Consider the following 15,174-nt stretch of genomic DNA (forward strand, 5'->3'; position numbering starts at 1 on the left):
CATCGCCCTCTCCTTTTTGCCATGGTACAAGCGGGCTACTGCGTTCAAGTTGTATTTTTGTCAATGCAACTGAAAGGATGACATGATCCGTGACGCAGGAGAGTTTGGCTCAGGCCTTCCGATACCTTCTTTTTCTTCAAATGCGACGCGAATCGCGGGAATGATGGATCTGCCGCCGGATTCGCTGAGGTGGTCATCGTCATAATAAATCGGCTGCCCATCGATATCGCCCCAGCAGCCTTCTTGGGTGCAAAGGTAAGGCAATGGATCTATGATCTTGATGCCGCACTCCTCGGCGGCCCGATCCTGGATATCGAGAGCAATTCGATGTCGCTCAAGATACTCAGCCTTTGCAATGTGCACTCTCTGCACTTGCCCCGAAAACAACAACGATCTGGCCATATGCATCGGCACGTGCACTTTCAGTTCGGGGAAGGGGCGGAACATGAACACTTCGCGCTCCTCGGCCAGTTCGCAGGCCGTGTCGACAACTCCTCGAGCCATGTCGTCGAGATAGGCCTGGCTGCGACTTTCGAAGTGCTGGCTGAGATAATATTCGGGATACGCTGCCTTATCTGCCAGGTAGGGTTCATTGGGCCCCAGCAAATAGGAAGATAAGCGGTTGACGATAAAGATGGGTACATCCCGGTCCAGCTCCCGACTTTTGTTCAGTGCATACTCAACAAACTCGCCACACCGCGGATTGCCGGATTCCAGGCTCCTGATGCCTGAAATGGTCGGACAGCTCGCCAGTGTCCAATCCAGAACATGCTTGTCTGGATCGTCCATTGCGTACTGAATTGAGCGGATAACTGCCGCGGCGTGGCTGTCGCCAATTACAATGGCCCCCAACTCTCGTCCTCCATAGGTGCACTCAGGAACCGTCTGCAAGGGTTCGGCATGGCATTCCGCCCTTCTAGGGTTTGTATTGCTCGTTTCAGCCGCCAGGAACGCAGCTTGTTCGGGGACTCGCTGCGGTATACCCCCGCTAAGGTGCCCAAAGACACCGGAGGCAAAGAACACGGTAGACGCCACTATGGAGAAGGCAAACACTTTGGCACGAGATCTCATGAATCTGACGCTTCCATTTCTGAACGGATTCTCGACGAAGCGCCAGGTAATGTATGCCAGCCCTAGGGATGCTATGCAGAGGATGGCCATCATTTCCCATGATGGCGGGGTCAGACTGCGAATTCTTGCAAATGCCAGCAGGGGCTGGTGCCAAAGATAAGCACTGAAGCTGATCAGGCCGACTCCCACCATAAACTTCATGGATAGCCATTTCCCCACGAGAGTCGAAGAGGAGCCAAACAGAATGATCAGAACCGTTCCCACTACCGGGACCAATGCATATAACGAAGGAAATGGAACGTACTTGTCATAAAAGAAAACGGGAAAGATGACCATCCCAAGCCCCAGAATGGAAAGCACCGAACTGGAAGCTTGGGAACGACCGTTGAGCCATAAAGCGCACAGCGCCCCCGCTCCCAATTCCCAAGCGCGAAATGGAAGTAGATAGAAGTTGGCTGAGGGTTGGTAACGCCAGCCCCACTCGGTCAATAGCAGGCTGAGAGAAGAAATGATGATTACCAAATAGTAAACGGGATTTCGTCCAAGGCGCCACACAACGAGAAGCAGCAGAGGAAAAAAGAGGTAAAACTGCTCCTCGACCGCCAGGCTCCATGTATGAAGCAATGGCTTCTCCTCCGAAGCGGCTGAAAAATAGCCCGACTTTATCCAGAACAGTATATTTGAAGAAAAAAAACTGATCGCGACGAAAGATTGAGAAAAGTCCCGAAACTGCGAGGGAAGCATCCACAACCAGGCAAAAGGAATGCAGCATAGCATCACGAAGAAGAGTGCCGGAAGGATACGACGTGCGCGGCGTTCGTAAAATCTAGCAATGGAAAAGACACCCTTCTCCAAGTCAGCAATAATGAGCGAAGTGATCAGGTACCCACTGATGACAAAGAAAACATCTACGCCAATATAGCCACCGGAAAACCAGGAAAATCCGGCATGAAATAAAATAACGGGGATAACCGCTACAGCTCTGAGACCATCGATTTCTCTTCTGTATTTCAGCACTCCCTCCCGCATCTTCAAGCCCCCTCAAAAGTTACGGAAGAATACACGGATTTACCTTTTTAGACCGTATGCAGAAACGGTACAAGATGAGAGATATGAAACTTACGACTGAAAAATCAACTCCTCCCGACAAACCAAGTCATTCACATTCGGACATTTCCTTCCAACCCCAGCGCAGTAGTCAGGAGCAGACGCGACACCCTGTGGAGACCCAAACGCAAGCAGCCCGGCACAAGGCCGGGCTGCATAGCTGGACGACACCTACAGGGCGATGCGCGACATCACTCCTCCTGCTCGGCCAGGCGGGCCCGCAGTCGACTCACCGCCTGGCTGTGCAGCTGGCACACCCGTGACTCGGTGACCCCGAGCACGACGCCGATCTCCTTCAGGTTGAGCTCCTCCTGGTAGTACAGCGCCATCAGCAGCTTCTCGCGCTCGGGCAACGCCTCGATACCTTCCACCAGCTGCTGCCGCTTCTGCTCATCGATGAGCTGGTGATAGGGCGTATCGAGCGTTGCATCCTCGATGCCCGGCTCGATCCCCTCGTCCATCAGCGCCTCGAACGGCAGGAGGTGGCCGCTGTTGGTATCGTTGAGCAATTGACGGTATTCGTCGAGTCCGATATCCAACTCGATGGCTATTTCGTGCTCTTCGGCGGAACGCCCCAGGCGCTGCTCGAGGCGTCTGACGGCCTCGTCTACCGCGCGAGCGTTGCGTCTGACGCTACGCGGCAACCAGTCGCGGCTGCGTAGCTCGTCGAGCATGGCGCCGCGGATACGCTGACTGGCGAAGGTGGCAAAACTAGCCCCCTGAGTCGAATCGAAGCGCCCCATGGCTTCGAGTAGCCCCACCGTACCGGCCTGGATGAGGTCATCCAGCTCGATGCTGGCCGGGAGGCGTACCTGCATGGAAAGCGCCTGTCGCCTCACCAGCGGCAGGTACTCCTCCAGCAGGTCTGTCTGTTCAATCTTGCCTCGTGCTGTGTACATGCTCATGCTCTCGCGGCTGGCGCCCTTCCCGACGTGAACACGCTCAACGGTTCCGGAGCGTTTCATCGTGCGCGTGATTGACGATGACCTGCAACCCCTGCAGGGTTACGACGCGCTGGCGTCGATCGAGCAGGGAGAATTCAAAATGAAGCGTCGTATCGGCCGGTAGCCCGGCCAACGCCTCGGTATGACCGCGCGGCGCCGGCAGGCGCACGCACCCTCCCAAGTGGCAGAGCGCGGCGTTGACCTCGACGCCGCTGGGCGGCTGGAATTGCCAACTGACCTGGCCCATCATTTGCCCGCGGGCTAGCGCGGGATCGGGCGGCGCCAGGGGTGCCGATGCTACCGGCCGTTCCACCAGCGCTGCCTGTAGCGCTGGGGCCGTCGCTACCCAACTGCCGGCGCCATGCGCCATCGTGGTCAGCAGGCAGGCGCCCGCCCCCAGCATGCGAAAGATCCGGATCGCTGCTCGTCTCATCTCGACAGCACCTTCATTTCGACAGTACCAACAGCTCGATGCCGAAGTAGCTCGCCGCCACGTGCTGCAGGTTGGCCAACAGGCCCTGCCGGCCCACGCCCGGCGGGTGAACCGCCAATAGACGGCGCGGCCCGCCGCTCTCGTCGATCTGCTTGAGAATGCGATAGGCACGTCGGAACGCTTCGAGATCGTCGTCGACCCACAGCGCCCAGTGCGCCTGCTGCGTCGCCAGCACCGCCAGATGCGGACTCGTGACCGATAGCGCTACGACTCGCCAGCCACCTGGGTCGCCCACCCAGCGCCGGCCCTGGCGAGCCCAGCTCTGCAGCAGTTCGCTGACCTTCAGGGTGTGGCGCTCGGCCGTTCCGGGCAGCCCCAGTACCATCAACGTAACGCCCTGGTGGGTACGCCGTGAGGAAGGCGGCTTGCCCATATCCCGTGTCGTCGCGGGCCGGGGCGGTACCGACTTGGCGACCTCGCGCGACTCGCGGGGCGAGCGCTCGCCGGTATCCCGTTCGCCGGCCAGCTTGATCAGCATTTCGGCTACGTGTGTGGGGCATTCCTGCGAGGTGGCGGATGCCCACTGGCGCAGGCCAGCAGCCTGATCCCTTCCCATCTAGCCTGTCTCCCTTTCGCCAAGGCCAAGGTGGCGAATGGCATCGCGCACCAAGAACAGTTGTATTAACGCCTCCAGCAGGGCGACATCGCGACGGCGACGACGCCCACCTCCCAGCCCCAGCAACTCGGCTCGAAGATCCATGGCCGCTTCGTCCTCAGAGAGGTCCAGATGTGCCGCCACCGTGGCCAGTCCGCTGGCCATGCTCAGGCGCACGTCGGGGCGCAGCTCGCCGATGTCGGCCGGATCGAGGCGTTGCCAGGCACGTCGAGTCAGCGGCGCCAGCACGTCGCCCTGCAACAAGGACAGCAGCAAAGGCTTCGGTTCGCGCCCCAGTCGCGCCGGCGCGAGCCAGTAGCGCCTGGCCAGTGGCCGGCCGCTCTCGCTATCGCGCACCTGCCCCAACCAGGCCCGGGCGGATAGTCCTTCGCTCTCGCGCGGGCTGCCTTTGAGCACCAAGCTCACCGGCAGCGATGCCAGGCTGAGTCGGCCGGGCGCGCCGCGGAAGCGACACCCCACTTCACCCAGCGCTTCCGCGACCGGCGCCAGCGCGGCCAAAGGCTGTCGCTCGCCACCGTGAATCACGCGTTGACTGCCGCGCACCTGGCTGCACCACGTCATTTCGCGTTCTTCCAGCCACTCGCCGGCCTCGCTATCGGGCAGGCCGTTCATCAAATGCACGCTGATGTCATGTCGCTCCAACGCCACCTGCAACCGAGCCTGCTGCCCCGCCACCTGACGGTGCTGTAGCAGCGGTAACGCCAGCCAGGTGCCTTCGGGGCTCAGGGCCACGTCGGGCATCGACCAGCGCTCGCCGGGGACACGGCGTCGCTCGCTCCATAGCATGCCCAGGGCTTGGCCGGGCACGGGGTAGTCGACCAGCAAGTCCTCCAGCCGCTGCTGCTGGACCGGGTCCGGCAACCCCAGCAGGTCCCATACCGCCTCGAGTCGGTCGAAGCCGGCGAGACGCCGCCGCAGAGCCTGAAGCGTTGTCGCCAGGCGTCGCCCCTGCCCCAGCAGGTTGCCGCCCGTGCGACCGGCGGGCTCGGTCGCCTGCCGCGCCGCCGGCAACGCGACGCGGGTGGCAAGCGCTTGATGCACCAGCGTCGCCGGATCGGACAACGACATGTCCTCCGGCACGCGCTGGCCATGGGAGACGAAAAGCAAGCGCAGGCCATGGCGCATGACGATATCCAGTACCGGCGCCAGGCGGCCCGCCTCGTCCTGCTTGCTGATGATGCAGTCACGCAGTTCGCCGCCCGCGGCCTGGGCCGCCTGGCGATAGCGAATTACCACCTCTTCCAGTGTCTCGGGCTGACTGGCGGCGTTGAGCAGCAGCACCAGCCGAACCGGCGAGTCCTCCCCACGCAGGTGGCCGACTTGCTCGATCACGCGATGGTCACGCTGGCTCATACCGACCGTGTCGATGATGATCCAGGACTTGCCGCGCATTCGCTCGAGCAGGTCGGAGACCGGCTGGTCGGCGTTCATGGCATACATCGGCACGTCGAGCAGGCGCGAGTAGATGCGCAACTGCTCATGGGCGCCGATACGGAAGCTGTCGGTGGTAACCAGGGCCACCGGACGAGTGCCGTGGCGCATGACGTAGCGCGCCGCCAGCTTGGCGGTGGTGGTCGTCTTGCCCACCCCGGTAGGTCCGATCAGCGCCACGATACCGGTGCGGTCCATGAAGGCGGCCTCGTCCTCGAGGCCCTGGAGGCGACCGGCCAACTGTCGCTCCAGCCACGCCATGGCTCGCTCATCCACTTGTCCGGCCGTAGCCAGCTCCTCGGGCAGCGCAGCGACGACCTCATCGGTCAGTGCCGCACCGAAGCCGGCCTCGAGCATCACTTGGGCCAGCTGGTCGCCGGTACCGGCGGGAGCCTGCCGCTGGTGCTGCTCGCGGGACACTTGCTCACGCGAAAGCAGCGCGCGCATGTCGCGCATCTCTTCGAGCAGTTGGGCGCTCATCGTCTCGAAGGCCTGGGCGCTGTCGGGTGTCGCTGGCCTTCGCGGTGCCGGAGGTTCCGGCGGCGGTGCTGCAAGCATCTCGCCGGCAGCGGGGGCGGCCGACTCGGCCATGGCCAGAATCTCGACCCCCTGATCGGTGCGTCGGTTGGCCAGAATCAACGCCTCGTCGCCCAGTGCCTCACGCACCTGTCGCATGGCTTCACGACTGTTGACTCCCAGGAAACGCATGACACTCATCGTTTATCGGCCTCCCACCAGCGTCGTGACGCGTAGCGTGCGATCGTCGGGAACTTCCGCCTGCGACATGACCACCAGGTGGCGCATGCGCCGGCGCAGGAAGCGCGCCAGCAGCGGCCGTAGGCTGTGCTGCACCACCATCACCGGGGGCTCGCCGCTCGCCTCGTGGCGAGCCACGGCCTGCTCCGCCTGGCTCATCAACGTCTCCGCCAGGCCCGGCTCCAGCGCACCGTTACCGTTCATTGCCTGCAGCAACACCTGTTCCAACTGCGCATCCAGGCCAAGCACGTGGAGCGAATCGCGGCCGGGGAACCACTGCTGGGTGATGGCACGCCCCAGGGCGATGCGTACCAGCGCGGTCAGCTCGTTGGCATCCTGTTGCTGCGGCGCGTACTCGGCCAGTGTATCCAGAATGGTGCGCATGTCGCGAATCGACACGTCCTCATCGAGCAGGTTCTGCAGGATGCGCTGCAGGGCGGTCAGGCTGATGGCCTTGGGCACCACCTCCTCGACCAGCGACTTCTGTTCGTCGCCCAACTTGTCGAGCAGCTTCTGCACTTCCTGGCGGCCCAGCATCTCGGGGGCGTGGCGATGCAGCAGATGATTGAGGTGCGTGGCGATGACGGTACCGGCATCGACCACCGTATAGCCATAGACCTGGGCATGCTCGCGCTGGCCGGCGTCGATCCAGATCGCCGGCAGGCCGAAGGCCGGATCGGAGGTCGGCGTCCCCTGCAACTGGCCGGTCACCTGGCCGGGGTCGATGGCGAGCCACTGCCCGGGGAAGGCTTCGGCCCGCCCAATCTCGGCCCCCTTGAGTGTGATCACGTAGGTGTTGGCGCCGAGCTCGAGATTGTCGCGAATGTGTACCACGGCCGGCAGGAAACCGACCTCTTGGGCGAATTTCTTGCGCACGCTCTTGATGCGACCCAGCAGCTCACCCTCTTGACGTTGATCGACCAGCGGGATCAAACGATGGCCCACTTCGAGACCCAGGGTGTCCACCAGTTGCACGTCGTCCCAGCTCGCCTCGGGCGCTTCTGGCTGAGGTGTCGGCTCGGCACTGATCTCCTCTTCCACCAGGCGACGCTCCTGCTGGCGCGTAAGCATCCAGGCCAGTCCCGCCAGCACCACAGTGAAGAGCAGGAAGACTACGTTGGGCATGCCGGGCACCAGGCCCAGCAGCCCCATCACCACTGCCGCGAGTACCAGCACCTGCGGGTTGACGAACAGCTGACTGATCATCTGCTGGCCCACATCCTGGTCGGTGTTGACTCGGGATACGGTCACGCCGGCAGCGGTGGAGATCACCAGCGCGGGAATCTGGGCCACCAGACCATCACCGATGGTCATCAGCGTGTAGGTGCGGGCGGCATCGCCGAAGCCCATGTTGTGCTGGAGCATGCCGATCAACAAGCCGCCGATGACGTTGACGACCATGATTACCAGGCCGGCCATGGCATCGCCGCGAACGAATTTGCTGGCACCGTCCATCGAGCCGTAGAAATCGGCTTCCTGGGCGACCTCGCTCCGCCGACGGCGCGCGTCCTCTTCGCCGATCAAGCCGGCGTTGAGATCGGCATCGATGGCCATCTGCTTGCCCGGCATGGCATCGAGCATGAAGCGCGCCCCCACTTCGGCGATACGCCCGGCGCCCTTGGTGATGACCATGAAGTTGATGATGACGAGAATCAGGAACACCACCAGGCCGACGGCGAAGTTGCCACCGATGAGGAATTCGCCGAACGCCTCGATCACCTTGCCCGCGGAGTCTCCACCCGCATGGCCTTCCATCAGGATGACCCGGGTGGATGCCACGTTGAGCGACAGCCGCAGCAGCGTGGTAAAGAGCAGGACCGCCGGGAAGGCGGCGAAATCCAACGGCTTTTGCGTGAACATGCTGACCAGCAGCACCATCACGGCCAGGGCGATGTTGAAGGTGAACAGCAGATCCAGGGCGAACGGCGGCAACGGCACGATCATCATGGCCAGGATCATGATGATCAGGACCGGACCGGCCAGCAGTTTCATTCGCGCATCGCCCAGCCAGTCGCGGCGGCCGATGAAGTGGCTCAGTGATTTCATTCGCTCGCCCCGCCGGGCGCCGTCTGGCCCCGCTCTTCGGATTGACGGGCCTCATCGGCCGCCGGTACTTCCAGCTCCGGCGGGATGGGCAAGTTCTCGGGTGTTGGCGGCACCTCTCCCCCCTCTAGTGAGACATGCTTGAGACGGAAGGCCCAGGCCAGCACCTCCGCCACAGCGGTATACAGATCCAACGGAATCTCGCTTTCGAGATCCACGTGATGATAAAGAGCACGCGCCAGGGGTGCTGCCTGCAGCAACGGCACGCCGGCTTCCTGGCCGAGCTCGCGGATGCGGGCCGCCACCAGGTCGGCTCCCTTGGCCACTACCCTGGGTGCCCCCATGCGCGTTTCGTCGTACTGCAGTGCCACCGCGTAGTGGGTCGGGTTGGTAATGATCACGTCGGCCTCGGGTACCTTGCTCATCATTCGGCCACGCGCCATCGCCTGCTGCTGGGAACGGATGCGCGCCTTGACGTGCGGGTCCCCTTCCGATTCCTTGTGCTCGCGCTTGACCTCTTCCTTGGACATACGCAGCTTCTTGGCGTGGCTATACAATTGGTACGGCACATCGATCAGAATGACGACCAGCAGCGTCAGCACCATCAGACCGCAGGCTTCAGCTGCCATCATCAAGGCGCGTGCCAGGGCCTGGCGGGTCGGCTGATCCATCAACGACAGATACTCGCCGATGTGGAAGTAGAGATAGGCCAAACCGACGCCGCCGATCAGAATCGACTTGGCTACCGCCTTGAACAACTCCACCAGCGCCTGGGTGCCGAACATACGCTTCAGCCCCTTGGCCGGGTTGAGCTTCGAGAGCTGGGGCTTGAGCGACTTGGCGGAGATCAGCCATCCGCCCAGCAGGGCGGGCGCCACCAGGGCCACCAGTGTCAGCAACAGAAACAGCGGCAGCATCGTCAGCAACGTGTGGTTCGCCAGATCGAGCACGTTCATCAGCATGGGGCCGGTCTCGAACGCCTGGCGTCTCTCGAACAGGAAAGCCTGCTCCATGACCAGGCCGAGCTGATCGTAGAGCAATGCTCCCATCGACCACATGCCGACCACGCCGCCCAACAACAGCATGAAGGTAGTCAGCTCGCGGGAGCGGGCCACCTGGCCCTCTTCGCGTGCCTTCTCCTGCCGTCGGGGCGTGGCCTCTTCGGTCTTTTCCTGATCGCTGCTTTCGTCGGCCATGGCTACCAGACACTCTTCTGCACGGTGGCCATTGTGGCGTCAACGGTGAGGAGGCGATACGCCAAAAAGCGCCGATGATCGTGGCCTTATCGGCCACGACCCACGGCGCGGAAGAAGATAGCAATGAGGGACGCGAAGCGTTAAGAGAGCAATCGACTAGTTGGCGAGCCCAGGCAGGCAGGCCCTGTCTGGACTTCCACCTTTCTCAGAAGCCGAGCTGATCCAGTAGATCATCGACCTGATCCTGATTCGTCATGACATCGGCTCCCGGCTTGATCTGGGGACCGTTGAGCAGGCTTTCCTCGCGGCGGCGCGCTTCGGTCTCCCACTGATCGTTGGCCTTGCGCTGCATGCTCTCGCGCGCGACCTCTTCGGGGACGTTGTCGATCAGCACCTGCACCAGTTGATGCTCGATCTCGCGGATCACGTCCATCATCTTCTTGATCACCTGGCCCGTCAGGTCCTGGAAGTCCTGGGCCATCATGATCTCGAGCAGCTCTTTCTGAGTTGCTTGAGTCTTGTCGGGGACGCCGGCCAGGTAGGTGCGGGTCTCCTTGACCAGCTCCCGCGCCTCGTCGAGCTCCTTGGGTTCGGCGAACCACTCGGCCCATCGCTTATCCAGCGACTCGGCGCCGCTGCTGATGGAGTCTTGAAGCGGCTGGGCGCGATCGATGGCGTTGAGCGCCCGCTCGGCGGCCTGCTCGGTCATGCTCGCCACATAGCTGAGACGATCCCGTGCATCGGGAATCGCCTCCGCCGCCTTCTCGATCTCCTTGTCCAGGCCGAGTTCGCGCATGCTCTCCCTCAGCATGCGCGTCAGCTGACCGATACGCTGGACCAGTTCTTCGCCAGCGGCATTGGCCGGCTGAGCCTCGCCGGACTGCTCATTTGCGCTCATCTTGTTATCTCCTCCGCAAGCGGATCTCGCCTGCCTGCGTCACTTGCCCAGTTTCTCGAAAATCTTGTTGAGCTTCTCTTCCAGCGTGGCAGCGGTGAAAGGCTTCACCACATAACCGCTGGCGCCCGCCTGGGCGGCCGCGATGATGTTCTCCTTCTTGGCCTCGGCCGTGACCATCAGCACCGGCAACTCCTTGAGTGCGGCATCGGCGCGAATCTGCTTGAGCATCTCCAAGCCGTCGAGGTTGGGCATGTTCCAGTCGGACACCACGAATTCGAAGGAACCGGAGCGCAGCTTGGTCAGCGCTTCCTGACCATCCTCGGCTTCCTCGACGTTGGTGTACCCCAGTTCCTTGAGCAGGCTTCGCACGATGCGGCGCATGGTGGGAAAATCGTCGACCACCAGAAAGCTCATGTTCTTGTCAGCCATCAGGATTCCTCTTCTCTCTCAGGCAATGATTCATCTGACGGCAAACCGGTTGCCGTCATGGTTTAAAATTCTTCCCAGTCGCCTTCCGCCACAGGCTCACGCTGCGGCTTGGGGCGAGGCTTGGGATCGACCTGGGCCACCTCACGCGATGGGGAGGTAGCCGACATGTTCGGCTTCGCCGAGGCGGATGCCCCACTGTGCTTGACCAATGCCACGGCGCCTTTGGACGACTTGGTTATCGTCGTGGGTTTGTCCACGGCTGTCGCACGGCCGGCATCCCCCGCCAGGCGGAATACCGCAACGGCCTGCTCGAGACGACGGGCCTGTTCTTCGAGCGAGGCCGCAGCCACCGTCGCCTGCTGCACCAGGGAGGCGTTCTGCTGGGTCACCTGATCCATCTGGCCGACTGCCTGGCTCACCTGCTCGATGCCGTCGCTCTGCTCCTGCGAGGCCGCGGCGATCTCGTCCATGATGTCGGTGACCCGCCGTACCGCCTTAACCACGTCGTCCATGGTCTCGCCGGCTTGCTCGGCCAGCGTCGACCCTTCCTTTACTTGCGACACGGAACCATCGATCAGCGCCTTGATCTCCTTGGCGGCGGTGGCGCTGCGGCTGGCAAGATTGCGTACCTCACCGGCCACCACAGCGAAGCCACGCCCCTGCTCGCCGGCACGCGCCGCCTCCACCGAGGCGTTCAGCGCCAGGATATTGGTCTGGAAAGCGATCGAATCGATCACGCTGGTGATATCGCTGATCTTCTGCGAGCTGGTCGAGATGTCGCCCATGGTCTTCACCACGCGATCGACCACTTCGCCGCCGCGCTCGGCCGTGGCGGAGGCGTCCAGCGCCAAGCCACTGGCCTGACGGGCATTGTCGGCGTTCTGCCGCACCGTGGCGGTGATTTCCTCCATGCTGGAGGCCGTCTCTTCCAGCGAAGCCGCTTGCTGCTCGGTGCGCGAGGATAGATCGGCATTGCCGCTGGCGATCTCGCGCGTGCCGATATGGATCGAGCCACTGCTGTCGCGTACCTGGCCGACGATGCGCACCAGGCTCTGTTGCATGTTGCGCATGGCATTGAACAGCTTGCCGATCTCGTTGCGGCTACCTTCCGGGATACGCCCGGTCAGGTCGGCCTTGGCAATGGTCTGGAGGTGCTTGACGGCGGAATTGAGCGGACGAATCACGGTCGCGCGCAAACCGACGTAGACCAGCAGCAGCACGACGACGGCAAAGGCCAGGGCGCCGTAACGCACGAGTTCGAAGCGATCTGCCTGGGTACGGAAGTCCGCGGTCATGGCCTTGGCGCTGTCGAAGCCATAGGTGACGAACGTGGCCATGCTGTCCGACAGCGCCGCGCTGGGCTCGATCAGAGCGTCACGCAGCCGACCGAATCCCGGCGTATCGAGCTGATCGAGCGCCTGGTGCTGTTCTCGCACCAGCGTCAGTACGGCGGAAAAATCCCGCTCCAGTGCATCGGCCATTTCCTGGGCCCGCTCCGACTTGGGGGCGGCGACGAAATTGTTGAAACGCGCCTCGGCGCGATCCATCCGGTCGGCCGCGATATCGAGTTGCCCATTGGCGTCGCGCATGCGACCCAGCATTATCTGATTGGAGGCAATTTCCAGGCTGACACGCGCCACATTGAGCAGCGCATCGGCGCGGTTGATCTCGTTGAGCTGCTGAACGTTGATACGGTCCAGATCGGCCATGATGCGGCCCGCCTGCCGCTCCGACATGGCAGACAGCAGCGACACCACGCCAATCAGCACGGCGAAACTGACCAGTGCGGATATCACGGATGCGTGGATGCTGATGTTGCGTAAGACCCGGCTCATTGTGGCGTTCCTCGCGTTTGGAGACGGTTGTTATCGTTTGTCGATGTCCTGTCAGACTCGCTGCGCCCGGCCGGAGGCCGCGATCAGTTCCATCAGACGCTCCGGTATATCGTCCAGCCCAATCACTTCGCCGGCGCCCCCGACGGCGATGGCTTCACGCGGCATGCCGAAGACCACGCAGCTGGCTTCGTCCTGCGCCAGCGTGGCCGATCCGGCCTGACGCATTTCCAGCAGCCCGGCCGCGCCATCCTTGCCCATGCCGGTAAGTATCACGCCAATGGCATTGCGACCCGCCTGGGTGGCAGCGGAATGGAACAGGACGTCGACCGAGGGGCGATGGCGATTGACGGGAGGACCGTCGTCGAGCTTGGCCACATAGTTTGCCCCACTACGCGCCAGCTTGAGATGCGCATCGCCCGGAGCGATGTAGGCGTGCCCCGGCAGCACACGCTCGCCGTCGGTCGCTTCCTTCACGGTGATGCTGCAGAGCCGGTTCAATCGCTCAGCGAAGGAGCGCGTGAAACCGCCAGGCATGTGCTGAGTGATCAGAATCGCCGGGCTGTTGGCCGGCAACGGCTCGAGCACCGCGCGAATTGCCTCCGTCCCACCGGTGGAAGCCCCGATGATGATCAGCTTCTCGCTCGACACCAGCGGTGCCTTGAGCGTTGCCCGCGCAGGCGTCTCCGCCCGCCGCGCCTGACGCGGGCGAGACTTGGCGGCGGCACGGATCTTCTCGGCGATGTCGTTGGCGTACTCCATCATGCCGTTGCGTATGCCGAGCGAAGGCTTGGCAACGAAGTCCAACGCCCCCAGCTCCAGCGCCCGCAATGTGACCTCGGAGCCGGCCTGGGTCAGTGACGAGACCATGAGCACCGGCATCGGACGAAGGCGCATGAGCCGCTCGAGAAAATCGAGCCCGTCCATGCGCGGCATCTCGACATCGAGCGTCAGCACATCGGGGTTGTGGCGCTTGATCAGGTCGCGTGCGACGAGAGGGTCCGGCGCTACCGCCACCACTTCCATGTCCGGCTGCGAGTTGATGATCTCGCTGAGCAGATCACGAATCAGCGCCGAATCGTCAACGCATAGCACCTTGATCCTGTTCGATCCCAAGGCCAGGCCTCCTGTAACGAGAGCCGCATCGGCTCAGGCAAACATGTACTTCTATATCGACAAAGCGAAGGAAAACTTTAGGCTTGGCTTGCCGGCCGACGACACCGATCCTGGCGTTACGAACATCGTGAATTGCGCCGGGATCGATGCACTGAGCGGTCGAAATCACGAGGCGATACGAGCCGCTGTCGCCAGCGACTCGTATCGCCTCGTGTGGCCTCCAACCCGGGCTCAAGCCAGGGTATAGACGGTCTGGCCGCGCAGCCGGAATACCTTGCTGATATAGGAGAAGTTCTCCGAATGACCGGCGAACAGCAGGCCATCCGGCTTGAGCAGTGGTGCAAAACGCTGGAGAATTCGCGCCTGGGTCTCCTTGTCGAAATAGATCATGACATTGCGACAGAAGATGGCATCGAAAGGACCTTTTACCGGCCACTGCGGCGCCAGTAAATTCATCGGCAGGAACTCCACCAGCGAAGAGACTTCGGGGCGTATTCGCGCCAGCCCTTCGTGCGTCCCCTTGCCCTTCTGGAAGAAGCGCCTCACTCGCTCGTCTTCGAGCTTGCGGACTTGCTCTACCGGATAGACGCCCGCACGCGCCCGAGTCAGCGCTTCGGTATCGATATCGGTCGCCACCACTCGGGCCTCGGAGGCTCGGGCACCCAGATTCTCAAGCAGCGTCATGGCGAGGGAATAGGGTTCCTCGCCCGTGGACGCTGCCGCGCTCCATACCTTGACCGGCCCGCTGGCCTTGCGTATGTGCTCCGCCAGCAGGGGAAAGTGGTGCATCTCGCGGAAGAAGGCCGTGAGGTTGGTGGTCAGCGCGTTGGTGAAGGCTTCCCACTCCCGGGCCTCGGGCTGGCGAGACAGCCGCGCCAGATAGTCGCTGAACCGTGTCAGGCCATGATGACGCAATCGCTTGGCCAGCCGGCTATAGACCATCTCGCGTTTGTGCTCCGCCAGCACGATACCCGCACGCTGATAGATCAACTGACGAATCTGGGCGAAATCCTCGTCGGTCAGGATCAGGTCACGTTCGAGGTGACCCAGTCCGGACCACTGGTTCGGCTCCGCCCCGGGGGCCTGTGATTGAGTCAAAATGTCTCCCACTCTTCATCGGCGGCCGCCGCCTTGCTTGGCTTGGCAGGCTCGCGCTTAACTGGAAGCGGATCATGATGCCGCTCTGTCGAAGCGGCACGTTGACGTTCTGCCACCTCCCCTTGCGCGGAGGTCTGCGCTTCT

Annotated in this window: 12 protein-coding genes; all 12 read right to left on the reverse strand. The window is 62.5% G+C overall.

Annotated features, from left to right (window positions below; all coding sequences use genetic code 11):
* Window positions 1–60: 60 nt before the first annotated feature.
* The 12 genes from CYJ07_RS11310 to CYJ07_RS11365 all read right to left on the reverse strand — a co-directional run bounded on the left by CYJ07_RS11310 (window position 61) and on the right by CYJ07_RS11365 (window position 15,030).
* Window positions 61–2,100: an acyltransferase family protein gene (locus tag CYJ07_RS11310; protein WP_104203802.1), complete on the reverse strand. Its 2,040-nt coding sequence runs from the start codon at window positions 2,098–2,100 to the stop codon at window positions 61–63.
* A gap of 269 nt (window positions 2,101–2,369) precedes the next feature.
* A complete protein-coding gene (locus CYJ07_RS11315) occupies window positions 2,370–3,077 on the reverse strand; it encodes an RNA polymerase sigma factor FliA (protein WP_104203803.1) in 708 nt (235 codons plus the stop codon).
* A gap of 43 nt (window positions 3,078–3,120) precedes the next feature.
* Complete coding sequence (locus tag CYJ07_RS11320) at window positions 3,121–3,555, reverse strand: flagellar protein FlhE (RefSeq protein WP_104203804.1); 435 nt, start codon at window positions 3,553–3,555, stop codon at window positions 3,121–3,123.
* 13 nt (window positions 3,556–3,568) lie between these two features.
* Complete coding sequence (locus CYJ07_RS20465) at window positions 3,569–4,171, reverse strand: hypothetical protein (protein ID WP_197038327.1); 603 nt, start codon at window positions 4,169–4,171, stop codon at window positions 3,569–3,571.
* The gene (flhF, locus tag CYJ07_RS11330) at window positions 4,172–6,370 is read right to left on the reverse strand and encodes a flagellar biosynthesis GTPase FlhF (RefSeq protein WP_104203805.1); all 2,199 of its coding nucleotides are present in this window, start codon (window positions 6,368–6,370) and stop codon (window positions 4,172–4,174) included.
* Window positions 6,371–6,382: 12 nt separating this feature from the next.
* Window positions 6,383–8,464, reverse strand: coding sequence for a flagellar biosynthesis protein FlhA (gene flhA / locus CYJ07_RS11335; RefSeq protein WP_104203806.1), 2,082 nt, complete (start codon window positions 8,462–8,464; stop codon window positions 6,383–6,385).
* The gene (gene flhB, locus CYJ07_RS11340) at window positions 8,461–9,657 is read right to left on the reverse strand and encodes a flagellar biosynthesis protein FlhB (protein WP_104203807.1); all 1,197 of its coding nucleotides are present in this window, start codon (window positions 9,655–9,657) and stop codon (window positions 8,461–8,463) included. The genes flhA and flhB overlap by 4 nt, the downstream gene beginning before the upstream one ends.
* Before the next feature lie 205 nt (window positions 9,658–9,862).
* The gene (gene cheZ, locus CYJ07_RS11345) at window positions 9,863–10,555 is read right to left on the reverse strand and encodes a protein phosphatase CheZ (RefSeq protein ID WP_104203808.1); all 693 of its coding nucleotides are present in this window, start codon (window positions 10,553–10,555) and stop codon (window positions 9,863–9,865) included.
* Window positions 10,556–10,594: 39 nt separating this feature from the next.
* On the reverse strand, window positions 10,595–10,984 hold the full coding sequence (gene cheY, locus CYJ07_RS11350) for a chemotaxis response regulator CheY (protein WP_104203809.1): 390 nt from the start codon (window positions 10,982–10,984) through the stop codon (window positions 10,595–10,597).
* Between the two features lie 62 nt (window positions 10,985–11,046).
* Window positions 11,047–12,819 carry a methyl-accepting chemotaxis protein gene (locus CYJ07_RS11355; RefSeq protein ID WP_104203810.1) on the reverse strand — a complete coding sequence of 591 codons (1,773 nt, stop codon included), beginning with the start codon at window positions 12,817–12,819 and terminating at the stop codon, window positions 11,047–11,049.
* A gap of 51 nt (window positions 12,820–12,870) precedes the next feature.
* Window positions 12,871–13,932 (reverse strand): protein-glutamate methylesterase/protein-glutamine glutaminase, encoded by a 1,062-nt coding sequence (locus CYJ07_RS11360; protein WP_104203811.1) that lies wholly within the window; start codon window positions 13,930–13,932, stop codon window positions 12,871–12,873.
* A gap of 231 nt (window positions 13,933–14,163) precedes the next feature.
* Window positions 14,164–15,030 (reverse strand): CheR family methyltransferase, encoded by an 867-nt coding sequence (locus CYJ07_RS11365; protein ID WP_104203812.1) that lies wholly within the window; start codon window positions 15,028–15,030, stop codon window positions 14,164–14,166.
* Between the last annotated feature and the right edge of the window lie 144 nt (window positions 15,031–15,174).

It is taken from the genome of Billgrantia saliphila, assembly GCF_002930105.1.
In the GTDB taxonomy this organism is placed as follows: Bacteria; Pseudomonadota; Gammaproteobacteria; order Pseudomonadales; family Halomonadaceae; genus Halomonas; species Halomonas saliphila.

Coding starts and splice junctions, on each gene's coding strand:
- cheY (WP_104203809.1), bottom strand. CDS start 10,984: ATGGCTGACAAGAACATGAGCTTTCTGGTGGTCGACGATTTTCCCACC.
- flhF (WP_104203805.1), bottom strand. CDS start 6,370: ATGCGTTTCCTGGGAGTCAACAGTCGTGAAGCCATGCGACAGGTGCGT.
- flhA (WP_104203806.1), bottom strand. CDS start 8,464: ATGAAATCACTGAGCCACTTCATCGGCCGCCGCGACTGGCTGGGCGAT.
- cheZ (WP_104203808.1), bottom strand. CDS start 10,555: ATGAGCGCAAATGAGCAGTCCGGCGAGGCTCAGCCGGCCAATGCCGCT.
- CYJ07_RS20465 (WP_197038327.1), bottom strand. CDS start 4,171: ATGGGAAGGGATCAGGCTGCTGGCCTGCGCCAGTGGGCATCCGCCACC.
- CYJ07_RS11310 (WP_104203802.1), bottom strand. CDS start 2,100: ATGCGGGAGGGAGTGCTGAAATACAGAAGAGAAATCGATGGTCTCAGA.
- CYJ07_RS11315 (WP_104203803.1), bottom strand. CDS start 3,077: ATGTACACAGCACGAGGCAAGATTGAACAGACAGACCTGCTGGAGGAG.
- CYJ07_RS11320 (WP_104203804.1), bottom strand. CDS start 3,555: ATGAGACGAGCAGCGATCCGGATCTTTCGCATGCTGGGGGCGGGCGCC.
- CYJ07_RS11355 (WP_104203810.1), bottom strand. CDS start 12,819: ATGAGCCGGGTCTTACGCAACATCAGCATCCACGCATCCGTGATATCC.
- flhB (WP_104203807.1), bottom strand. CDS start 9,657: ATGGCCGACGAAAGCAGCGATCAGGAAAAGACCGAAGAGGCCACGCCC.